The sequence below is a fragment of the Clostridium fessum genome (genome assembly GCF_003024715.1).
Lineage (GTDB): Bacteria > Bacillota > Clostridia > Lachnospirales > Lachnospiraceae > Otoolea > Otoolea fessa.
On the sequence record NZ_PYLO01000003.1, the window covers coordinates 127922 to 151143 of the forward strand.

The 23222-nt window shown below is 48.6% G+C and carries 17 protein-coding genes and 1 riboswitch; of the genes, 2 read left to right on the forward strand and 15 right to left on the reverse strand.

The window, feature by feature from the left end:
• Nucleotides 1–292: 292 nt before the first annotated feature.
• Entirely contained in the window at nucleotides 293–1315 is a 1023-nt protein-coding gene (locus C7U56_RS09870; protein WP_107001074.1) for a TAXI family TRAP transporter solute-binding subunit, read from the forward strand.
• 128 nt (nucleotides 1316–1443) lie between these two features.
• Here C7U56_RS09870 and ribH read toward each other — a convergent pair whose 3' ends face one another.
• The 11 genes from ribH to C7U56_RS09925 all read right to left on the reverse strand — a co-directional run bounded on the left by ribH (nucleotide 1444) and on the right by C7U56_RS09925 (nucleotide 15048).
• Complete coding sequence (gene ribH, locus C7U56_RS09875) at nucleotides 1444–1914, reverse strand: 6,7-dimethyl-8-ribityllumazine synthase (protein WP_107001075.1); 471 nt, start codon at nucleotides 1912–1914, stop codon at nucleotides 1444–1446.
• A 44-nt stretch (nucleotides 1915–1958) separates the two neighbouring features.
• Nucleotides 1959–3161, reverse strand: a complete 1203-nt coding sequence (locus C7U56_RS09880) for a bifunctional 3,4-dihydroxy-2-butanone-4-phosphate synthase/GTP cyclohydrolase II (protein WP_107001076.1) — start codon at nucleotides 3159–3161, stop codon at nucleotides 1959–1961.
• Nucleotides 3162–3176: 15 nt separating this feature from the next.
• Entirely contained in the window at nucleotides 3177–3824 is a 648-nt protein-coding gene (locus C7U56_RS09885; RefSeq protein WP_107001077.1) for a riboflavin synthase, read from the reverse strand.
• A gap of 47 nt (nucleotides 3825–3871) precedes the next feature.
• The gene (gene ribD / locus C7U56_RS09890; RefSeq protein WP_107001078.1) at nucleotides 3872–5014 is read right to left on the reverse strand and encodes a bifunctional diaminohydroxyphosphoribosylaminopyrimidine deaminase/5-amino-6-(5-phosphoribosylamino)uracil reductase RibD; all 1143 of its coding nucleotides are present in this window, start codon (nucleotides 5012–5014) and stop codon (nucleotides 3872–3874) included.
• A gap of 242 nt (nucleotides 5015–5256) precedes the next feature.
• Nucleotides 5257–5372: riboswitch (FMN riboswitch) on the reverse strand.
• Between the two features lie 134 nt (nucleotides 5373–5506).
• A complete protein-coding gene (locus C7U56_RS09895) occupies nucleotides 5507–6898 on the reverse strand; it encodes an MATE family efflux transporter (protein WP_107001079.1) in 1392 nt (463 codons plus the stop codon).
• A 662-nt stretch (nucleotides 6899–7560) separates the two neighbouring features.
• Complete coding sequence (locus C7U56_RS09900) at nucleotides 7561–8922, reverse strand: NCS2 family permease (RefSeq protein ID WP_022359656.1); 1362 nt, start codon at nucleotides 8920–8922, stop codon at nucleotides 7561–7563.
• A gap of 40 nt (nucleotides 8923–8962) precedes the next feature.
• Nucleotides 8963–10240 (reverse strand): ribonuclease E/G, encoded by a 1278-nt coding sequence (locus tag C7U56_RS09905; protein WP_107001080.1) that lies wholly within the window; start codon nucleotides 10238–10240, stop codon nucleotides 8963–8965.
• Nucleotides 10241–10345: 105 nt separating this feature from the next.
• Complete coding sequence (locus tag C7U56_RS09910; RefSeq protein ID WP_107001081.1) at nucleotides 10346–11152, reverse strand: TIGR03936 family radical SAM-associated protein; 807 nt, start codon at nucleotides 11150–11152, stop codon at nucleotides 10346–10348.
• Nucleotides 11153–11165: 13 nt separating this feature from the next.
• On the reverse strand, nucleotides 11166–13034 hold the full coding sequence (locus C7U56_RS09915; protein ID WP_107001291.1) for a TIGR03960 family B12-binding radical SAM protein: 1869 nt from the start codon (nucleotides 13032–13034) through the stop codon (nucleotides 11166–11168).
• Between the two features lie 228 nt (nucleotides 13035–13262).
• A complete protein-coding gene (locus C7U56_RS09920) occupies nucleotides 13263–13652 on the reverse strand; it encodes a pyridoxamine 5'-phosphate oxidase family protein (protein WP_107001082.1) in 390 nt (129 codons plus the stop codon).
• 82 nt (nucleotides 13653–13734) lie between these two features.
• A complete protein-coding gene (locus C7U56_RS09925; RefSeq protein WP_107001083.1) occupies nucleotides 13735–15048 on the reverse strand; it encodes an ATP-binding protein in 1314 nt (437 codons plus the stop codon).
• Between the two features lie 704 nt (nucleotides 15049–15752).
• Here C7U56_RS09925 and C7U56_RS09930 point away from each other — a divergent pair.
• Complete coding sequence (locus tag C7U56_RS09930; RefSeq protein ID WP_420867025.1) at nucleotides 15753–16124, forward strand: GyrI-like domain-containing protein; 372 nt, start codon at nucleotides 15753–15755, stop codon at nucleotides 16122–16124.
• A gap of 10 nt (nucleotides 16125–16134) precedes the next feature.
• Here C7U56_RS09930 and C7U56_RS09935 read toward each other — a convergent pair whose 3' ends face one another.
• The 4 genes from C7U56_RS09935 to C7U56_RS09950 all read right to left on the reverse strand — a co-directional run bounded on the left by C7U56_RS09935 (nucleotide 16135) and on the right by C7U56_RS09950 (nucleotide 23049).
• On the reverse strand, nucleotides 16135–17844 hold the full coding sequence (locus C7U56_RS09935) for an acyl-CoA dehydratase activase (RefSeq protein ID WP_107001085.1): 1710 nt from the start codon (nucleotides 17842–17844) through the stop codon (nucleotides 16135–16137).
• Nucleotides 17841–19121, reverse strand: a complete 1281-nt coding sequence (locus C7U56_RS09940) for a 2-hydroxyacyl-CoA dehydratase family protein (RefSeq protein ID WP_107001086.1) — start codon at nucleotides 19119–19121, stop codon at nucleotides 17841–17843. Before C7U56_RS09940 ends, C7U56_RS09935 begins: the two co-directional genes overlap by 4 nt.
• A gap of 224 nt (nucleotides 19122–19345) precedes the next feature.
• A complete protein-coding gene (locus tag C7U56_RS09945) occupies nucleotides 19346–22399 on the reverse strand; it encodes a YDG domain-containing protein (protein WP_146143922.1) in 3054 nt (1017 codons plus the stop codon).
• Nucleotides 22309–23049 (reverse strand): hypothetical protein, encoded by a 741-nt coding sequence (locus C7U56_RS09950; protein WP_107001088.1) that lies wholly within the window; start codon nucleotides 23047–23049, stop codon nucleotides 22309–22311. The genes C7U56_RS09945 and C7U56_RS09950 overlap by 91 nt, the downstream gene beginning before the upstream one ends.
• Between the last annotated feature and the right edge of the window lie 173 nt (nucleotides 23050–23222).

Sequence of the window (23222 nt, forward strand, 5' to 3'; positions counted from 1 at the left end):
CTTTTTTGTTACTGTTCACGCATACGTGCCCAGTAACGGAATTTGCCGTGGCTTCGCATTTAAATACGGCAAATTCCTGCTGCCACCACGTTTTCTTACGGCACTTTCGGTTCCAAAAGTGCCTACCTGTGAACAGTTACATTTATATTTTCCTCTTCCTTGGTCTTGTCTTATCACTGTTTTTTATGTTATACTTTTATAGAGTTTTAATATTCTTTTAATCGCTAAGGCAGCATTCGACAGAACCGCTGCGTTTTTTTATATACTGATAAACTACGAAAAGGTGAGATCTATGAAAATAAAAAAACTAGTAAAATTGGCACCAATGATGCTTCTTACCTTCCTGCTCGGACTTTCCGGCTGTTCCGGCAGCACCTCCGCAGATGCGCGGGTCAACGACCATCCCAACGAAGCAGACGAAGAGCTGCACGTTCTGACCATCGGAACTGCCGACAGCGGCGGAACCATGTACCCGGTTGGCAGTGCCATCGCCTCTGTTTTAAGCGGACATGATGAACAGCTCAAGGTCAATTTAAGCGCCTCCAACGGTTCCTACACGAACGTGGAAAATATCAAAAACGGACAATTTGATATGGGACTGGTCAGCGGCGATGTGGCATTTTCCGCCTATCAGGGAACGGACGAATTTTCCGGTCATCCGGTCGAATCCCTGCGGGCGATCGGGGCCGTCTATTCAAGCCTGTCCACCTGGATGGCGCCGGAATCCGAGCATATCTCCTACGTTCATGAACTCGCCGGACACCACATTGCCGTCGGACCAGAAGGATCCACCACGGAGCTTTCCGCCCGCACCGCTCTCAAGGCAGCCGGGCTCAATATTGCCAACACTGCCCTTGAAAACTACAGCTTCTCCGCCAGCGTGGACTCTGTCTTAAACGGTAAACTCGACGCCGTCCACAGCTTCGCCGGAATCCCAGTCCACAGCCTGACCGACCTGGCCAGCCAGACGCCCTGCCGCCTGCTGGAGTACACTGACGAAGAACTGCAAAAAATTCTTGCAGCCAGCCCCTTCTACGTCCGCGCCACCGTCCCAGCCGGTACCTATCCGGGACAAACCGAGACACTGAAAACCTTCGGAATCAAATGCCTTCTCTGCGTGGACGCATCCATGGACGAAAAGCTGGTCTACACCATCACCAAGATTCTCGACGAATCCCGTGAAGAACTGATCAGCGCCCACCCCTCCTTAAGTAACTTATCTGATCCGGAATATATATGCAGCCAGCTTCCTATTCCGCTGCATCCGGGAGCTGAGAAATATTATACGGAACAGGGGCTGTTGAAAACAGAGTAACATGATAGCAAACAAAAACAGATAACACCCAAAACCTGGCGCATGGACAAATTTTCCTAAGACAAAAAAGCCAGGGCTGCAGCATTCCGCAGTCCTGGCTTTTTCGATGCCCGATTACCTGATTATTTTTACTTCCGGATCTCCCGCAGCAAATTCACCATCTCGATTGCTCCCGTCGCGCAGTCAAATCCCTTATTTCCGCTCTTTGTTCCCGCTCTCTCGATCGCCTGCTCGATCGTATCCGTCGTCAGCACACCGAACATAACCGGCACGCTGCTTGCCAGAGAAACCTGTGCGATTCCTTTCGAAACCTCGCTGCACACATAATCATAATGGCTTGTGCTTCCACGGATAACTGCACCCACGCAGATCACCGCATCATACTTTCCGCACTTCGCCATCTCCGACGCAATCAGCGGAATCTCAAAAGCACCTGGAACCCACGCAACATCTACATCCTCCTCCGAGACATTGTGACGGCGCAGCGCATCCTGCGCGCCTGCAACCAGTTTCGAGGTGATAAACTCATTGAATCGTGCCGCCACAATTCCGATCCTCATATTATTTTCCGCTACTACGTTTCCTTCAAATGTACGCATAAGTACCATCCTTTCCGACGATCTATTTTCGCCTGTCACTTTTTCTATTTAAAATTCAAAATATGTCCCATCCGCGCCTGCTTCGTTTTCAGGTAAAATCCATCATACGGCGTCGCCTCCATCTGAATCGGCACGCGCTCTTTGATTTCCATGCCAAAATCCGAAAGCTGATATACCTTATCAGGGTTATTGGTCAAAAGACGAAGCGTCTTGATTCCCAGATCCTTTAAAATCTGCGCCCCAATGTAGTATTCCCGCAGATCGCCTTTAAATCCCAGCGCCAGGTTCGCATCCAGCGTATCCATGCCGCCATCCTGCAGCTTGTAGGCGCGCAACTTATTTAAAAGCCCGATGCCGCGTCCCTCCTGCCGCATATAAAGGAGAACGCCTCGTCCCTCTTTCTCAATCTGGGTCATCGCCGACGCAAGCTGCTGTCCACAGTCGCACCGCAGGGAACCAAATGCATCGCCGGTCAGGCACTCCGAATGCACGCGGCAGAGTACATCTTTCCCATCTCCGATATCGCCCTTGACGAGTGCCACATGGTGTTCTCCATTTAAGAGATTCAGGTAGCCATACGCGCGGAATTCGCCATATTTCGTCGGCATCCGCGTCTCTGCCACACACTCGACCAGTTTTTCATGTCTCTTGCGGTACTCCTGCAGCTGTTTAATGGAAATCATCGCCAGCCCCCATTGTTCTGCCATCGCAAATAATTCTTCCGACCGCATCATCGTTCCATCCTCGCGCATAATCTCGCAGCACAGACCGCATTCCGGCAGCCCTGCAAGCCGCATCAGATCTACCGTCGCCTCTGTGTGGCCGTTGCGCTCCAGAATGCCGTTTTTCTTCGCCATCAGCGGAAACATATGTCCCGGGCGGCGGAAATCCTCCGGCTTTGTGTCCGGATCGACACACGCACGCGCCGTAATACCGCGCTCCTCAGCGGAAATGCCGGTGGTCGTCGTTTTATGGTCGATCGATACGGTAAACGCCGTCTCATGGTTATCCGTGTTATCCATCACCATCTGTGGGAATTGCAGCTTCCGGCAGATTTCTGCGCTCATCGGCATACAGATTAAGCCCTTCGCATGCGTCGCCATGAAATTGACATTTTCTGTCGTGGCAAAACTTGCCGCGCAGATAAGATCGCCTTCGTTTTCGCGATCCTCGTCATCCGTAACCAGGATTAAATGTCCCTGTTTCAGCTCGTCCAGAGCCTTTTCAACTGTATCAAACTGCTTCATTGTTCTCCTCCTCTATTAAAATCCATACCGCTGCAGAAATTCTCTTGTCATGCCCTTTCCTGCCTTATCCTCTTCTTCCACTCCTATCAGCTTCGCCACATACTTTCCAATGCAGTCATTTTCCAGATTGACGATATCGCCTGCCCGCTTAAACGCTAGCGCTGTCTCCTGCAGCGTATGCGGGATGATGGAAACGGAAAATGATACGTGATCCACCCGTGCGACCGTCAGGCTGATTCCGTCGATCGCGATCGATCCTTTTTCCACAATCAGCCGCAGAATCGGTTCTGGGGCCTGAATCGTATACCAGACGGCATTTCCATCCCGGCGCACATCCCGGATGGTTCCGGTTCCGTCGATGTGACCGGAGACGATATGTCCGCCAAACCGTCCGCCCGCCAGCATCGCCCGCTCCAGATTGACCGGGCTTTTGACGCCCAGCGCCCCCAGGGACGAACGGTTCAGCGTCTCATGCATCACATCCGCACAGAAATAATCTCTCCCAAATGACGTGACCGTCAGACACACACCGTTGACCGCAATGCTGTCACCCAGATGGACATCCGAGAGCACCTTGGACGCCGCAACCGTCAGCCGTGCCGATACCGCCTGACGCTCAATCGCGCGGATCCTTCCCACTTCCTCTATGATTCCTGTGAACATCTTTTCTCCTTTTCAAATCAGCGATTTTTTCCCGTTCTAACACCGCCTCATGCATCTCGACCGGACACTTCATATTCCAGCAGCAGATCCTCTCCCAGCCACACTGCCTCCGGCTTTTTAAGAAGAAATGCCTCCGGCGGCGCATCCACGCCGGTTCCCCTCACCGGGGTCGGGGCGCCTGCACCTCCGAAAATCTTCGGAGCAATGTACGCCTGCACCCGGTTCACAAGCCCTGCCTTTAAAAACGACCATGCCAGCGTCCCGCCGCTCTCGACCATCACGCTGTCCACTTTCTCCTCGCCCAGCCGCTGCATCATCGCCTGCAAATCCAGTTCTCCCTCTTTTGCCGGGACACTTAAAACACGACAGCCGGCGTCCTCATATGCTTTCTTCCTTCCGGCATCCGATACCGCCGTCACAATCCAGGTCGGTGTCTCCCGCGCGGTCTGTACCACGGTCGATGAAAGCGGTGTCCGAAGCTTCGTATCTGCAATCACCCGGATCGGATTTTTTCCTCCCGGAATCCGGCAGGTCAGCTGCGGATTGTCCGCCAGCACCGTCGAAACGCCAGTCAGAATCGCCATATAACGCCCGCGGTCCTCATGCACCCGCTTCCGCGCCGCCTCGCCCGTGATCCACTGGGATTTACCCGACACCGTCGCTGTCTTTCCGTCGAGTGTCATCGCGTATTTCAGCACCGTAAACGGAAGTTTCGTCCGCATAAAATGGAAGAACACCTCATTCCGCCGTTCACACTCCCCGCGTAAAACTCCGGCCACCACTTCCAGCCCTTTTTCCCTCAGAAGCCGGATGCCGCGCCCTGCCACCACCGGATTCGGATCCGTGCAGCCGACAATCACGCGCTTCACCCCGGATGCCAGCACCGCTTCCGTACACGGCGGCTGTTTTCCGGTGTGACAGCAGGGTTCCAGCGTCACATACAAATCTGCTCCCGCCGTCTCTTCGCCCCGCTCTGCCGCATTCTTAAATGCCTCCCGTTCTGCATGAAGCTGTCCATATCGTGTATGATATCCCTCGCCGATGATGTGTCCATCCTTTACCAGCACCGCGCCGACCATCGGATTCGGATTGACCCATCCGTGCCCTTTTTCTGCCAGTACTAACGCCTGCTTCATATATTCCCGATCCTGTGGCTGCTCACCGGGAACCTTTACATGGATTCGTTCCATCTTTTTCCCCACCTTTCCATGCAAAAAGCCCTGAAATGTGAAACACTTTTATTTTCACATCTCAGGGCTTATAATTTTTATTCCATAACATCTTTTATGATATTAATTATCGTAAATATTTTTTATGCATCCTTTCTCGATGACTTTTCTCCCTCTTTTGCCATAGCGGTATATATCCGCCATATCCATCATCCGGGGACCTCGTATCTGGAAGCTCTTCGGCACCGCCGTTTTTATTTACGTTTTTTCTTCTTTCATCCAGACTATACAGTCGGTTTTGGAATTGCACCAAATCATGCGCCATGCGCTCGCGGACTTTACCGCCGGTCGGGAATTACACCCTGCCCTGAAGATATCGTTATTTTGTTGTCATTCATTATCTGTATTGCATTATAGATCCAGAGAATCCGTTTGTCAATCCATTATTTTTTTCATTTATTGATTGATGACAACGTTATCTGACACACATTTTCAGCCATTTTAAGCGCCGCTTCAAGTGTCTGCTTCCACTGCTTTCCCGTTCAATTTAGCGCGCTCTACACAGCGCCCCATAATGCGCCCAATCAAAAGAAGATACACGATCACTGACATCGTCGTTCCGCCGAAATCCGATACCACTTCTGCATAGAAAACATTTTCAACTCCCGCAAACACCGGAATCAGGAACACGCTGACCAGGTACAGCAGCTTCCGGAACATTGACAGCGAGATCGCCACCGACGGCACACCCATTCCGGTAAATCCATCTACGACCTCATACTGGACTGCCAGCGGAATAATCCCCATCGTGTAGACCCGGATCGCCCAGACAGTCAGTTCCACATAGGACTCATTGCGCGTAAAGAGATACACAAAATACTGCGCCAGCGTCCGGGAAAACAGGAACATGATGCTGCACTGCACCACCGCCAGCAATGTGATATACTTCTGTGCGCTCCGGATCCGATCCGGGCGTCCCGCGCCGAAATTGAAGCCCAGGATCGCCCCCGTTCCCGATGTAATGCCTCCGAGCGGCATCGTCACAATCAGCATAAAGCTCTGCACGATTGTCGTACAGGTCAAAAGCATGTCCGCCTCCGCGCCGCCATACATCTGAATTACCGTATTGAGCGAAATGATCAGCACATTGTCAAATGCGATAATCAGAAATGGCGACAGTCCCATCAGCGCAATCTTACAGACTGTCTTCACCTGCGGACATTCAAATTCAAGCCGCAGAAGCACGCGATTTCCTCGCAGGAAACGAAGGACAAAGGCCGCCGACGCAAACTGTGACAGAACCGTGGCAAACGCCGCCCCCGCCACGCCCATGTCAAACACAAAAATAAACACTGGATCCAGCACAATATTCGTTACCGCACCGAGCGCCACCGAAATCATTCCGATCCGCGCAAATCCCTGGCAGATAATAAACTGGTTCATTCCGATGGAAAGCAGCGCAAAGACCGTTCCCAGCAGATAGATCGTAAAGTACGATTCCGCATACGGCAGAATCGCCTCACTCGCACCAAACCGCGTCAAAATTTCTCGTTTAAATACAAACAGAACCAACGTCAGAACCGACGACAGCCCGACAATCATCCAGAAGCTGTTTGCCAGAATCTTTTTCGCTTTCTCATCCTGCCCCTCGCCCATACGGATGCTCATGAGCGGCGAGCCGCCCAGACCGACCAGATAGGCAAACGCGGAGATCAGCGTCACAATCGGTCCGCTGACGCCGACGCCCGCAAGCGCCGTCTCCCCGATCACCGGGATATTTCCAATATAGATTCGATCGACCACGCTGTAGAGCACATTGATAAACTGCGCCAGCATCGAAGGAATCGCCAGACGGAGCACCAGCCGCCGGATATCGTCCCGCCCCAAATCATTTTCTATCTTCATATGTATCCCACCTCCGTATGAAACCCGCCCTGCTGTTTTATTTTCTTAACTTTTCCTCCCAGAACTGGTTCCATGCGTGTTTCTATCGCCAGAGTCTACTCTCTCTTCTGTCGTTACTGTTCACACACGTGTGCCCAGCAACGGGATTTTGCCGATGCTACGCATTCCAAATCGGCAAAATCTTCTGCCAGAACTGTATCGTACGGAATTTTCCGTTCAGAAAATTCCTACCTGTGAACAGTTACCCTCTGTCCTTTATACCGTCTGCCCGCCAAAATGTCAATGAGATATTCCTGATAAAAATTACCCCTTTTTTGTACAGTAAAAAGCGCCGGCACTGCAAGCAGGTCCGGCGCTTTTTACCCAATATCGGTTGCTGGTTGTCAACCGATACCGAAAAGATCCCAGCAGAAAATCTTGGACAGTTCGTAACGGAGTGTAATGCATCAAGGAATTTCGAGTAACTTGATTTGTTTTTGTTCGTCTCTGTCCGCGTTCTTCCGCGCGGGAATGATTTTCATCCGTTCAATAAGTTAATGCGCTGCATACGCATTTTATTGCACGTTAATCAAAAAAATTTTAAAAACTTTTTTTGATATAGACTATTTTATTATGAAAACCTGTTTTCGTCAAGTTTTCAGGGGTTAAATTATTACAAGTTGTTACAGGAAAATGTATTTGAGAACGAAGAGTACCGCCAGCACATACATAAGCGGAGTGATCTTCTTTGCTTTTCCTGCTGCCACATTCAAAAGCACATAAGAGATAATTCCCATGGAAATACCCTCGGAAATGCTGTAGAACAACGGCATGGCGATGATTGCCAGATATGCCGGGATTGCCTCGGTGATATTGTCCTCATCGAAACGAATTTCGGTTACAGTTCCCACCATCAGGAAGCCAACCATGATTAATGCCGGAGCCGTCGCAAAGGACGGGATCGCCGTAAAAATCGGTGCAAACAGGGTGGAAAGCAGGAACAGGAGTGCCGATACCAGGGCAGTCAGACCGGTACGTCCTCCGACTGCAACACCCGATGCAGACTCAACGAAGGTAGTCGTTGTGGAAGTACCTAATACCGCACCAAAGGAAGTTGCGATCGCATCTGCCATCAGCGCCGGACGGATACCCGGAAGACGTCCTTCCTCATCCAGCATGTCTGCCTTGGTTGCTACACCAATTAATGTACCAAGTGTATCAAAAATATCTACAAACAGGAATGAGAAAATAACTACGATAAAATTGATAATTCCAACTGCATCGAAGTCAACGGTAAAGCATTTACCAAATGTCTCTCCCAGTTTGGAGAAATCGGTGATTCCCAGGGTCGGGAACAGGGTGTAGAAACCATTCTCTACGTCCGGTGTGTAAATGCCGGTTACCTGGCACAGCATACCGAGAATCCAGGTTCCCAGAATGCCGTACAGAATCGCGCCCTTCACACGGTAGGTGTATAAAACCGCCATGATAAACAGACCGATCAGCGCCAGCAGCGCGCAGATACCTGCGGTATGGAAATTTTCCGGGAAGCTGATGATCGTTACCAGTGTGGAAGAGTCTACTGAAAGTCCCGCATTCTGAAGACCGATAAATGCGATGAACAGACCGATACCGACGGACACACCGCGCTTTAAAGTCAACGGAATCGCATTGAAGATCGCCTCGCGCACGTTTGTCAGAGACAGCACGATGAAGATCAGACCCTCTGCAAATACAGCCAGCAGTGCAACATGCCAGCTATAGCCATAGCCCGCGCACACCGTATACGCCATATACGCGTTGAGCCCCATGCCTGCGGACAGAACGAACGGCAGGTTCGCCATAAATGCCATGCAGGCAGTACCGATGAATGATGCCAGAGCCGTAGCCAGAAGCACCGCAGTCGGATCCATGCCGGTCGATCCGAGGATGCTCGGATTAACTGCCAGAATGTACGCCATCGTCATAAAGGTCGTAATTCCAGCCATGACTTCCGTCTTTACGGTCGTCTGATGCTCGGATAGCTTAAATACTTTTTCAAACATCTTTTCTTCTCCTTGTGTTTTTCATTCTATGATTCAACCGCTACAAAATCTCATGAAGCGGACGGCGCACCTTCTTGCGGGTGATCTCCACCAGCCCAAGCCGCGTCATATCCACCAGGATCGTTTTGACCGGGTCACGGGAAAGCTCTTCCCCGAGCGTCCGCATCAGCGTCTCCTGATCTTCTTTCGATTCCATATCGATAAAATCCACAATAATAATACCGGAAAGATTCCGCAGGGAAAGCTGGCGCACCACCTCATGCGCCGCCTCCAGATTAATCTTAAGAATGGTCTCCGCCGGTGTCTTCTTGCCGGTGTATTTCCCCGTATTGACATCGATAACTGTCAACGCTTCCGTAGGTTCAATCACAAGATATCCACCGGATTTCATCCAGACACGGCGATCCGACGCACTTTTAAGCACCGATTCCAGGCGGTACAGCTTCATTAATGGAAGGTTCTCATCTGTATATAGGGACAATTTCGGAACCGCCTGTTTTATGCTTTCATTTTTATCTGCCTGGGTCTGATTTTCTTTTTGTTCCTTGTCCTCTTCCTTCTCTTCCTCCAGCCATGCCTCAATCTTCTTCGCATACTCCGGCACATCTGTGATGATCTCCGAAAGGGTTCCTTTCTTCGCATCCCTAAGACTCTGGATATAGGGCGGCGTACCCTGCTCTAAAAGGCTGTAACAGGTGCGGCAGGCTGCCCGGGCAAAAAGTTCTTCCATCTGCTGTTTCAGCTTCTCTGTTTCTGCACAGAGTGTTTCGATGGAAGCCGACGCCCCGTTCGTCCGGACAATCAGTCCAAAACGCTCATCCTTATGTGTCAGAAGTTCCTCCCGCACCTTCTCTTTCCAGGCATTATCCTTGATTTTTGCCGAAAATCCGATCTGCGGTTTTCCAACCGTCAGAACCATATAGGTACCCGGAAAATTCAGACAGCAGGTCACGGACGGATCCTTGGTTTTCAGGGCGTCGCGGGACACCTGGACAAGAAGCTCGTCTCCAGCTTTTAGTTTCCGTGGACTTACTTTTTTCTCAGAATTTCCAGAATATCCGAATGAACATAGCTGGTTCAGCTCGTCTGTATAAAGCGGAACCGGATTTTCCGCCAGGTTGAAATACCCGGTTTTTCCACCGCCGAGGTCAATAAACGCGGCGTTGATGTTTTTTACCACATTTTTCACCTTGCCGATGTAAATATTCCCCAACAGGCTTTCATCGCCAGATTCCAGCGTCAGCGACCGGCAGTGCCCGTCCGAGAGGAGCGCCGTCAGGCTTCGATCCTTCCATTTTGTCACTATTAACTGATCCAAACTCTTCGTCTCCTCTCATTTTTTGCTGCCGTTCACACTTCGCGCTAACTGCAGCCGGATTTTGCTGGCGCTTCGCATTTCATCTCTTAATGAACATTGAAGCATTTACACAATCTCGCTTCCATACGCCTCAAGCGGCACATACTCCGGTGCGCCCTCGGCGCCCTCGTCCGCATACAGCTCCTCGCGCTCGACCTGAATGGCAAACGGGCGGTAGGTCAGCCCCAGACTCTCATAGAATGCCTGCAATACCTGCTCCGGCTTTCCGTTTGCCGCACTGCCCGATAAGAGGCGCAGGAATACACAGATTCCTTCTGCCTGTTTTTCCTCCTCAACCGTCTCATTTTCCAGATCCGGATACCAGTCTGCGACCATCGCCGGAACATACTCTTTCCGCTCCGCGATTCGCGCCTCACAGATCAGCGGACGCAGATCCACGGTTCTCTCGCCCTTTTTCGTCTGCTTCACAAACGGAATTGTCTCGCTTTTGCAGAATGTCAGGAATTTCCCGAAAAATTCTTCTACACTGCTGCCGTCCTCCGGTTCAAATCCCTCTTTAAACCAGAATGTGTAATCAGCAGCTGCCACCAGCGACATCGCATTCTTTGCCGTCTCCGGAAGCTCGCGGTAGCTGAGCACCTCCAGCCCCTCGGCGCTGACCTCATTTAAGCGGCGCACCATCCCGGTCGAATTTCCGCTGGAATTGACATCAATATCCACATACTCCGCATGGCTGATAAGCCCCACGCTGAGCGGAGACGCAAACGACATGATCTGGTGCGGGCTGAATCCTTCGCTATAACGGATATCCACTTCCGCCCGGCGCATCACCTTCTGGAAGTAACGCATCACGTCCAGATGACCGATAAAACGCACCGTTCCCTGTTTTTGAAATTTAATTCGTATTTTCATGACCGCTCCTTCCTCATGCCCGTTCTTCGAAACAGACTCCGCCGCCGTACTTACGGACACCACATCCCGAACAGCGCATCCGGCAGTTCGGCGTTACCGTTTCCGCCTGTGCGTTCGCCCACTCGCGTTTCAGGAAATCCTTCGTCACACCCGCGTCGATGAAATCCCACGGGAACACTTCATCAAGGCTTCGCTCACGCGTCGTATAGAAATCAATGTCCACGCCGCAGGTCTCAAACGCCTTCATCCAGATATCATTGTTGAAATACTCTGACCAGGAATCGTAGATTGCACCTTTGCGATACGCCTCCTCAATCACAGCTGCCACCTTGCGGTCGCCGCGCGCCAGAACACCTTCCAGCACGGTCACATCCGCCTCATGCCAGTTATAGCGGAGACTCTTCTTATTTAACATCTCTTTCATGCGGTGATTGACGATGCTCGCGCGCTCCAAGAACTGCTCTTTCGTGCACATCGGCGCCCACTGGAACGGGGTAAATGGCTTCGGCACAAAGAACGAGGTGCTGGCGGTTACCTGCACCTTGCCGTGGCGCTGTTCCTTCGGAACCGTGTCATAGTACACTTCCGCCACCTTCTCCGAAAGCTCGGCAATGCCCTGCATATCTTCCACGGTCTCAGTCGGAAGTCCCAGCATGAAGTAGAGCTTTACGCGGTTCCATCCGCCCTTGAACGCCTCGGCAGAACCATTTAAAATGTTTTCCTCGGTCAGACCCTTGTTGATAACGTTACGCAGACGCTGGGATCCCGCCTCCGGTGCAAAGGTCAGGCTGCTCTTCTTCACGTCCTGCACCTTGCTCATGACATCGAGGGAAAATGCGTCAATACGCAGGGACGGCAGGGACACATTGACACCCTTTCCGTCAAACTCGTCGATCAGAAAATTGACGATTCCCTCCAGCTTCGTGTAATCACTAGAGCTCAGCGAACTCAGCGAAATTTCCTCATGTCCGGTGCTCTTTAGCATCGTCCGCGCCAGACGTTTCAGTTCCTCCAGGCTGCGCTCGCGCACCGGGCGGTATACCATGCCCGCCTGGCAGAAACGGCATCCACGGATACAGCCGCGCATGATCTCGAGAACCACACGGTCCTGCGTCGCGCGCAGATACGGAACCACCGGCTTCTCCGGATACCAGGTATCGCTCATATCCATGACAAGCTGCTTGGAAACGGTCTGCGGCGCGTGCGGGTTGTTCGGCGTCATCGCCTCGATCGTGCCATCCTCTTTGTACGTCACATCATAAAATCCCGGCACATAGATACCCGGAATCTGCGCCGCCTGCTCCAGAAATTCCTTCCGGCTGCCGCCGCGCGCCTTGATCTCCTTGTAGCGGTCGATCAGGTCAAAATAAACCACCTCTCCCTCACCCATGTAGAAGAGATCGAAAAATGGTGCAATCGGCTCCGGATTGTAGGTACACGGACCGCCGCCGATAACGATCGGATCCTCCTCGGTACGATCTTCTGCATGGAGCGGAATCTGTGATAATTCCAGCACCTGCAAAATATTGGTGTAGCACATTTCGTACTGGATTGTAATTCCAAGGAAGTCAAATTTTTTGATCGGATCCTGGCTTTCAACAGCAAACAGCGGGATCTTCTGCTCCCGCATGATCGGATCTAAGTCCATCCACGGGGAATAAACGCGCTCACAGTAAACGTCATCCCGGCGGTTGAACATATCATAAAGAATCTGGATGCCCAGATGGGACATACCGATCTCATACACGTCCGGAAAGCACATGGCAAACCGGACTGCTACCTTCGACGGATCCTTCTTCACCATATTCACCTCGCCGCCAATATAACGCGCCGGCTGGGAGATCTTGAGAAGGATTTCATCACTTAATGCTAATTTTCTCATAAAATTATTTTTACCTACATTTCTCATTTTTTGCGATGTGTTCATCGCTGTTTTTTAGTTCTTTTTTGTTCTTCTCCGTAAGCGTAAAAACACAAATTCTTGTCAAGTATTTTTTTGCAGACAGTTTACATAACTTTTTTTCACTCTTACAGCAAGAAATTGTTTCTGAAATACGCACAATTCTGATTTTTCATTTTTTTACGGACAAATCTGTTGCATATGTGCAGATCAGACCGCATTATTATACGGTATTTCCCGCGTTTCCGCAACAGATTCTTTCCCGAAAGAAATTTTTCGAACTCCTATCATCGAACTTTTTATCAAGTTTTCCGAATATTCATCAAATCCAGGAACCTCAAATAACATCGGCTCGATGAGCTTTGCCGTTCCCATGACCAGTACGCTTTTCAGCGCACCAAAGTCCGGGGGCTTTTCAAAGACAGCAAGACTGACATTTTTATTCCTCTCAAGTCCTATGAACTTCTCGCCGCCTTCTGTAAAAATCCAAAACTGGTCATCATGATAGCTATATTCCAAGAGAGTACATCGCACATAGTCACCGATTCCGGCAGCTAATGCACATACTACATTGCCGTGAAGGGACTCCAGAACCTCCATTTTATTAGTTCGCTTAGCGCGAACTTCTGTATTGTCTGATTCAGAACAAAAAATCCCCCGTTGGTTTTGAGGTAAATTGTTATCAGCTTACCACATATATTGTTCTTTTCAAATATTCCGCAAGCATATATAACGGAACATTTGTCAGCCAGTCTTCCTGCTTATAATTTGACATACTGCTACGAATCGCCATGCCCGGCTTATATTTATCGCAAAATGCCCTCAAACTCCTGGCACGGAGATTCTGTTCTGCCTTCACCTCAATCGGAACGCAGTCTAAATCTCCCTGCAACATAAAATCTATCTCCCCAGTTGATCGTGCTGTTGCAAAATAATAAAGCGGATATCCTGCAGCGTGTAACTCCTGTGCAACATACTGTTCCGTAAGTGCCCCCTTGAATTCTTCAAAGATCCGGCTTCCCTCCAATAGAAGTCTTGCTGATAGTCCGGCCTTTGCTGTTAACAATCCCACATCGAACATGAACATTTTAAAACTGTTCATTTCCATGTACGCAATCAGTGGAATATCTGGCTTTGATACTCTATAGCTTTTCAGGATTAACCCTGCATCTTCCAACCACTGAATTGCAAGTTCAAAATCTTTTGCCCGTGCACCCTCTCGTAGTGCTCCATACATAAACTTACGATTTTCCTTAGCCAATTGGGAAGGAATCGAATTCCAGACCATCATGATGCGCGGAACAACTTCCTTTGGCGCATGTTTGCTAAAATCCTCTTCATAGTACTGCAGAAGATTGTTTTGGATCTCACGTACCTCAAATAGATCATCGGAATCAATATATGTCTGGACTACTTCTGGCATTCCGCCCACATAATAATACTTTTTTAACAAATCCGTATATTTCCCGGCATATGCATTGATCAGTTCATAATCTTGGGACCTCAACGCTTCATGCAACCCCTTTTCACCAACTGCCAAAATGAATTCATTGAAGCTCATAGGGCATAATTTTAAAAAATCAACTTTCCCAACAGGAAAGGATGTTCCCTGATGTAATGCAACACCGAGCAGGGAACCAGCTGCAATGATAGAATACTGCGGTGCATTCTCATAGAAATATTTTAAAGATGCCAGCGCCTTTGGTGCTTCCTGGATCTCATCAAAAATAATCAATGTATTTTCAGCCTGAAAACTCTTTCCGTACTCAATTTTGATTGCAGAAAGGATCCGCTTTAAGTCAAAGTCTAGGTCAAATACATCCTTCATTGCTTTATTATTATCAAAATTGATATAGACTGTATTTTCATAGAACCTGGCTCCAAATTCCTTCATAATCCAGGTTTTTCCGACCTGGCGCGCTCCTTGTATGATCAGCGGCTTTCTGTTCTTTTTATTCATCCATCGTTCCAGTTTCGTAAACAGCTCTCTTTCCATTAAGAAACCTCCTGCGCAACATATACATCCAAAAGCATCTGTATTCTATCTTAACACTTTTTAGGGCATATTTCCATTGCTAAACAGCATTTTTGCGGACATTATTTTATTATAAATCACGTTTTTTCGGTTAATATTATTATAATTCCAACATTTTTTCGGACATATTCATTCTTCCAGAAGCGCCCATTTGACGACCTCCAGATAGACCGAAAGCGTTTCTTCTTTTTCGTGTTCCAGAAAATGGGGGAAGGTTCCGCTTGGAATACAGTTGATTTTTATAGCCATATGTAAAGTCTTTTTGTATTGCAAAAAGCTATATCATAGATATAAGGATTCCAATCAGTAATGCTTCCCGCACCGTCCAAAGACATCAAAAATGAGGTGTCCTATACAGCCTGATTGGGTAAAAAAATACCCCGTTGGCTTCCCAACGAGGCATCGAAGATTATAATGTTTTAATTTGATTTCTGATTTCAGAATGTAGATGCATTCTTGGATTTTTATTCACTTTACAGTCCAATCATATAAAATTATCCCTGGTATCACTCCAGGAATCACTGAATCAGAAACAGGCAGAACGTACAGAAGATGAATTATTCTTCCATACAGAAAATAAAAATGGTCGTATTTTTCTCGAGACGACACCGGAAGAATATCTGATTCTCAGCGATCCGATTCATACAGATGACCATCAGAAAATCATCCAGGCTCTTTGCCGCCACATCGGTTACTGCAATGCCCACGCTCTAAATGCCGGTCATCCTTATGGGGCCATGCTTGATGTGGCAGATTTACGAAAAAATCATCTGGATACCTATGCTTATTTTTTCACAAAAGTTATAACAAAACCGAAAAATCACCCCTATCACTTAAAACCGGCCGGAACCTACGCAGTTGCTTACTTAATGGGAAATTACTATGACTCGAAAGCCACCTACGAAAAACTCTTTGATTGGACCGATGAACACAAGTTTAAAACCGGCAAATACTCTTATAAAGAGGCTGTGATCGACGAATTGGCCACAGCCTCTCCCAGTGAATATCTGACGAAAATATCGATACAAGTGTTTTAACCCTGCCGCTTCATCGCGTTTCCTCCGCACTGCCTTTACATTTCTCATAAGCAAATAGCGCCGCTCCCAGCGCACCGCAGAGCTGCGCCTCATCACAGATATAAAGTTTAGCACCAAGCTTCTCTTCCAATGCCTGGATGATACCCTGGTTCTTCGCCACACCGCCGGTCATCATATATTCGCCTGGATGATCCTTTCCAAGGCGGGCTGCCAACGCGCCGACTTTTGAGGCAACTGACACATTTAAACCGTGGATAATATCTGCCACATCCTTATTCTGTGCCACCAGCGACACGACCTCCGACTCTGCAAACACCGTACACATGCTGGAAATCACGATATTATGCTTCCATTCCAGCCCTTTCACACTCATTTCCTCCAGGGAAAGTCCCAGCGTTTTCGCCATCATTTCCAGAAAACGCCCCGTTCCGGCGGCACATTTGTCATTCATCAGGAAATTTTTCACGGCTCCCTGTCCGTCGATGCTGATCGCCTTGATATCCTGCCCGCCAATGTCGATGATAGTGCGGACATTCGGATTCAGATAATTTGCGCCCTTGGCATGGCAGGTAATCTCCGTGATGCTGTCATCCCCGCTGTCAATGTAGGATCGTCCATATCCGGTCGTATCGATCCGCACGATCTCCTCTTTCTTAATTCCCGCTTTCTCAATCGCCAGATCCAGACTCTTCTCGGCGCTCATCATCGCACCGCCGCCGGTCGGAATAATCATCGTCGATTTAATTTTTCCATCCTGATCCAGTATGACCACATCCGTACTTGTCGAACCGCTGTCGATTCCCGCTACATAAAAAATGCCCGACTCCATCTTCTTTCTTGCCTCCTCACTGATACCTTTTCCCGGATCCATATCCTCTGATCCCTCGATCGTCTCCTCAAATGCCTGAATGCGCGTCAAAAGCTGCCCCGCGCTCTGGCTCGTAAAATCAGTCTCAATCTTAAGGAGCGGAACCTTGATATCCCGCTTGATACTCGCATACTCAAATCCATAATAATCACAGAACTTGATCGTGTGATAAATAATTCCCTTTAAATTCGGATCCAGATACAGACGGTTTCTGCGGATCGAACGGTTCATGCGGAAACACGGCATCTGTCCCAGCAGGACGTCCGCGTAAGAAAGAAACAGCTCCTCTTCCTCCATATTCCACATTTCATCCTGTACGACCGACAGTTTCCGACCACCCGTACAGGTCAGATTTTCCACATCCATCTGGATATTGTCCCGGATCATATCCTCCAGAATGCCGCTGACCCGCACGCCCAGCACACCAATGTATGGCTCCGTGTTCATTTCCGACGTAATAAAGGACTTGATAAAAGCGCGTTTATCAAACACTTTCCCGGAATATGCCTCATACGCCTTTTTAAGCCTCCGGATCGTGCCCGCAAATTTCACTTTTTCACATTCATTATCATCATGCGGCAGATCCAGCATATATAAAAACTTACATTTTCCCGTGCTCTCCACGATATCGTAAACGCGTCGCATCGAATCGCAGCAGTTTACCAGCACCAGCTGTTCAACCTTTCCTTCCAGCACTGCCTGAATGACCGATTTTCCAAAGCCGCACAGATTTGCATGTGCAATCTGATCCGACTGTTCGAAATTTTCCGGCATTTCCTCCAAAACAGAACATTCTTCTCCAAACCCCCGGAACAGCTCGATCGGGGTGTACTTACAGACGTAATAAATCATGCGTGTTTCTCCTCCTTGCCCTTTTCCAGCATTTCCACAAACGCCTGAAGCCGCGTCGATACCTGACCGTCGCTGGTATTGGCAGGGTTGCAGCCGTCACCGTCGAGAATCATCGTCGGAAGTCCTGTCTTTTCTAAGGACTGCTTAATCAGGCTGGATGCACCGATCGTTCCCTTACAGCCCCAGTGGGCAAATAAAACAGCACCATCCGCTTCCGTGATTCTGGCAAGCCGTTCCGCTTCCTCAATTCTCTGTTTCACACTGCCATTGTAAATGCAATAGACCATTTTCTCTGCCATCGACTCATACGGGTCTTCCGCATGCATCTCCTGAAAACCATCTGCGATGAAATCACAAGCGCGGATGTGCATTTTCTTACTATAATTAAAAATATCCTTAACCGGCTCCTGTAAAAATGGCATGATGTGCATCCAGATTACCGAAAGACCATCTCCCCTCGGTGACATCCGCACATCGCGCAGAAGTTTTTCCGTATAGGTAACCGCCGTCTCTGAGCCAGCCATCAGATGGCACATAAAAAGCGCATACAATTCATTCGTCAGAGAGGTCACCGGGTCATGCGCACACCGCAGGGCAAGCTGTTTTTTATAATTCGCCGCCGCTTTCCGGCTGTTATCTACCGCACTCCGCACTGTTTCCTCCGAAATCCGTCTGTCCGTCGTCTCCTCCAGAAACCGTTTCAATTTCCGCAGCTGATCCGCCACATACAGAACCGATTCCCGGTTTTTCTCATACGGAACATCAATATAAAAGCCTGGACATTCAAATTTATCTTTTAAATACGGAAACGTCATCATATTTCCATCACACGCAAGGTTCGTATAAATCATGCAGTTCGGTTTTGGCAGAATCCCCGTCAGCGCCGCCCCCAGAAACACCCTGTGGTACGAACACATCGTCTCCGGAAATCCTTCTTCCTCCGTTTTCCGAAGAAACGTCTGCTCACACTTCGTTCCCGCCATAAAACAGGACATCGCCTCCACTGAGTACGGCGTCAGCCCTGCCGCCATCACCAGCTCTCCCGGCACAAATATGCTGACCATCGCCGCATTCTCCGGTTCCGACAGCGACTGAATGATATTTTTCATAACCACCCGCGCCACATACTGTCCCGACGACGGCAGCCCCCGATCCGGCAAAAACTGAAGCTTCTTTTCCTGCAGGCGGTATCCCGCAAGAAGCAGCCGACGCGCTTTTTCCGGATCCTTAAGCGCCTGGCTGCTCACCCTATTTCCAAATTTTTCAATTACATCCATTGTTCTTTCTTCCATTCTTTTAAGTTCATTTTTCTGTCATATCGCCCTGATGCAGATGGATATAGTTCCGCGCCTTTGCAGGCAAACGGGCATTCTTTATTATAGTCAGTTGGATGGGAATTGTAAATATATCGGATATGAAATGCGAAACTTTAAGACCTCAATATGAGCAAAGAAAAGCGGCTGACCTCCCGATCAACCGCTTTAAATAACTCTTTTACCTATTATCTTCCCGCTTCTTCATCCCAGCTGCCGTCTTCTTTCACGTACCAGCCGTCCGGTGTCCGGCGTTTTGAATACATGATGCCGGCACTGCCGTCTTGATTCGAATTCAGATAATACCATTTTCCATTGATGAACTGCCATCCTGTAAGCATACCCTGGTTTTCGTCCATATAGAACCATCCCTGGTACAGGGTGTCATAGATCCAGCCGGTACTCAGATATCCCTCAGCGCCAAATGCCCACCATCTGCCGTTGACTTTTTCCCAATGAAATGCACCGGTATTGCCCATAGGCCAGGTGCCGTCACTGTAGCGGAGCCACCAGCCTCTGGCATCCTTTATCCAATGGCTGTAACCGTCATTCACTGCCTGATTCGATGCACCGGTGATAACCCCCTGCTCCTCGCTGCGGTAGCCTTTCTGGCTATCTTTGGTTACTGTGCCGGAACTTACGCTGCTGCTTGTTCCACTGCTGCCCTTTCCACCGCTGTCTTTTCCACCGCTGTCTTTTCGGCCGCCTGAATGACTGCCTGAGCTTGAAGGCGCTTGCTGAACCGTCACATTGACTGTTTTTACAGCATCATTGAAATTGACCATCGAAGCTTTCACATATACCTGATAAGTTCCCGCATCTGTAAAGCCCGGGATCTCACTCTGGTAATCCACTCCATTCTTAGAATAAGTAAATACCACTGCATCTGGACTCACATTTGAAAGACCGGTTTCCACAGATGCCTGGATCTGCGGTTTCTGCTCGGTACCATTGTAGGTAAGCGGATCTGCCGACACAGTCATGGATGCAAAATCACGTGCTATGATGCTACCTTTAATGGATGCGCTATTTTCTGTCAGCTCATAATTCTTTGCGTTATCACCTGCTAACGTAATATTTGCCGCCTCAATATTGTGCTCTCCAACATCCGCACTCTGATATGCCAAATTCACCTGGTCAGCACGAACATCCTGAGAATCAGGAGTACCAGAATCACTGTAAAGCTGAACGGATAAATTCTGCTCCTCCCTAATATCTGTCGTTCCATCATAGACTTTATCGAAAGAGTGTCCTGTTATCCGCGCATTTAATTTACACTTGTCGATTGTAAGTATAGCTTGTTTCGATTCATTCGTATAATTTCTCTGACCCAACAGATGGACAGTGTATGTTCCAGCATCTTTTCGCTCTGTAACTATCATATTATCAGTTCCTGTCCAATATGTCCAATATTGGATTATATAATCCGCCCTATCCACTACATCCCCGGAAGCTTCCTGCCAGTTCTCAACCACCTTGATCTCCGGATCCCGGGATTGACCATTATAAATGACTTTCTCTGGTTCAAGTGTTACTTTTGTATCTGCAAACCTCCGTTGGGTAATATTTGTCTGATTGCCAGAGCAAAATACCTTCGACTCGTAATTATCTACTGTCACTCTTACAAATACAAACTGCTCCGACTCTGCTACATTCACAATCTTCGGACACTCCGACTTCCACTGAGCTTCTTGTAAATCATCCTTACGATTTGTACTCTTCAGCTGATATTCATATTTTGCATCACTAGGAATACTACTTGCGCTAATGGCTGCTGCCGGATACCCTTTAGATCCATTATATATACCGCTGGTAGCCGTTACGATCAAATTCCAGGAAGCAGGAAAAGCTGCTTTATTAACCGTCAACATTATATAAACCGGATGTTCTCCGGCTTTATAGAATCCGCTTGCCTGTGTATTCACCTTGATTTTAAATACACCAGCCTTGGTCACCCTCAACTGGCCCCTTTCCTTGTCAATCGTTCCTACTCCCTTATCACTTCCTGTATCTTCAACAAGTTCATATTGCAGGTTTCCGGCGTTAACCGGTTTCTGAATAGCCGCAAGGTTTTGAACATTGATCGACATATTATCGCGATAATCTGCACTTATTTCCGCTGTATAAACTGTAATATTATCCGGAATCTGCTTTGCATCATCGGGCAGGCTTCCGGTTCCGCTGATTGTACCGGTATTATTGAATGTTCCGTCGTTTCTTTTTTCAAATGGACCATTTGAAACAAATTCACCTGCATTGGTAAGTGTACCATTATCAATTATCGTACTTTCGGAGGTTACCTTTCCGCCTCTTGCAACAGTGAAGGAACTATTCGTAATACATAATCGATCCGTAATCAGTTCTCCGGCTTGGATCGTTGCAGATCTACCACTCTGCAAAAATCCTATTCCACCACTATTAGATTTTGTTGAAATTGTTCCACCTGAAAGTTCAAAACTCCCCACATTCTCAATTCCGGGTTTTCCACTTCCGGTTACCGTTAAACTTCCACCAGTCATCTGAAAATTATTAAGGACATACACACCATTCTTATGTGTTCCCGTAGCAGTAACAGAGCCTCCGTTAATATTTAAATTTCCTTTGCTTTGCACAACAATAGCTCCTGAGACTGGCTCGCTATTTTGTTCCGCATCGGCAGCTGCTTCTATCGTTCCACTCTCTATCGTCAAGCTGCCTGCGACCACTATTGCGCTGGATGTATCATCCCTTGTTTTTTTCGTTGGATAATTCTGAACTTTCAAAGAAGCCGATTCTGGTTCTGCCTTAATCGTCGCGCTTGTCCAGTCATTAATCCTGAGGCCACATCCGTTAAAACCCTTTCCTTTTCCCTCTAATACATTGCTTCCATTTAACTCTATCTCCCATGTTCCCCGGCTTAACTCAAGGTTCTGTATGGAAGCACTCGTCATTTTTAATTGAAAGCTATTTTCTCCTGAACTAGTAACCCTTATACCGTGATCGTTCAATAAATCCATTACATCGTTATTAACACTAGAAAAATTGTGGTCATCAAAGTATAGACTTTTAGAGTCTTCGCCTGAGTTAAAACTTACATGTAACACAGGAGTTCCACTTACTACAGGCATCGCCGCCTGGTCTCCTGTCACAGACACTTCCACCACCAGCGCCTCTACATCTTCCGCCAGTTCATATGCCTCCGGCAGCTCTGCTGCAAACTCATAGGTGCCTTCCAGAGGCCAGCGGTCTTCTTCATCCTGCACGTACTCGCTACAGATCCAGCCAGTGATCGGAATTTTTTCCTCTTCTCCCCCCCCCCCGCTTCGCTTTCTTCTCCGACCTGGGCAATAATAGCCTGTGGTAAGTACTCCGTGACCTCTTCGAAGGATGGCTGGGCTTCCTCGGTAACTCCGCTAAGCTCTAATTTGCCATCCAGCAGGTTCTCCTCCGGATCATACCAGGACCATGAGAAGATCTGGGACTTCACAGCCGGTATCACAGTTCCGCCTGGAACTGTCGTATCTTCCATATCCGATGGTGTACTGACGGAAGGTGCATTCTCCTGTTTCTCGTCATCCTCTGCTTTGTCGGCAGAATTCTTCTGATCCTTGGTTTCTTCATCATCCGGACTGTTTTCAGAATCGTCCGCGCCCGTACCGGAAGACACGGCTGTATTCCGTATGCATCCGCTTTCTACAGTGCAGACGTGGGTACATTCCGTCGGCTCTTCTCCTATCTGGGACGAGGTTGCCTCCTCATCCGGCTCGCCGTAGCACTCCTCTGTATGCACATGGACACATTTTTTCCTCTCCGTCTTCTGCGGCATATCCGCCCATGCCGTATTTCCAAATAATGTCGATACTGCCAATGTCATTGTCAGACACACCGCTGCCGCCCTTCGTATACCTTTCATTCTCCCATCTCCTCTCTGTTTACCTTTCATCTCTTTTGACGCTCATGAAGTTTAATTCTCATACTGTTATTATTGAACAATTTTCAAAAAATGTCAACAAACTATACACAATATATGCTTGGTACCGTTATTGTTACTGTTCACGGGTAGGCACTTTTGGAACCGAACGACAT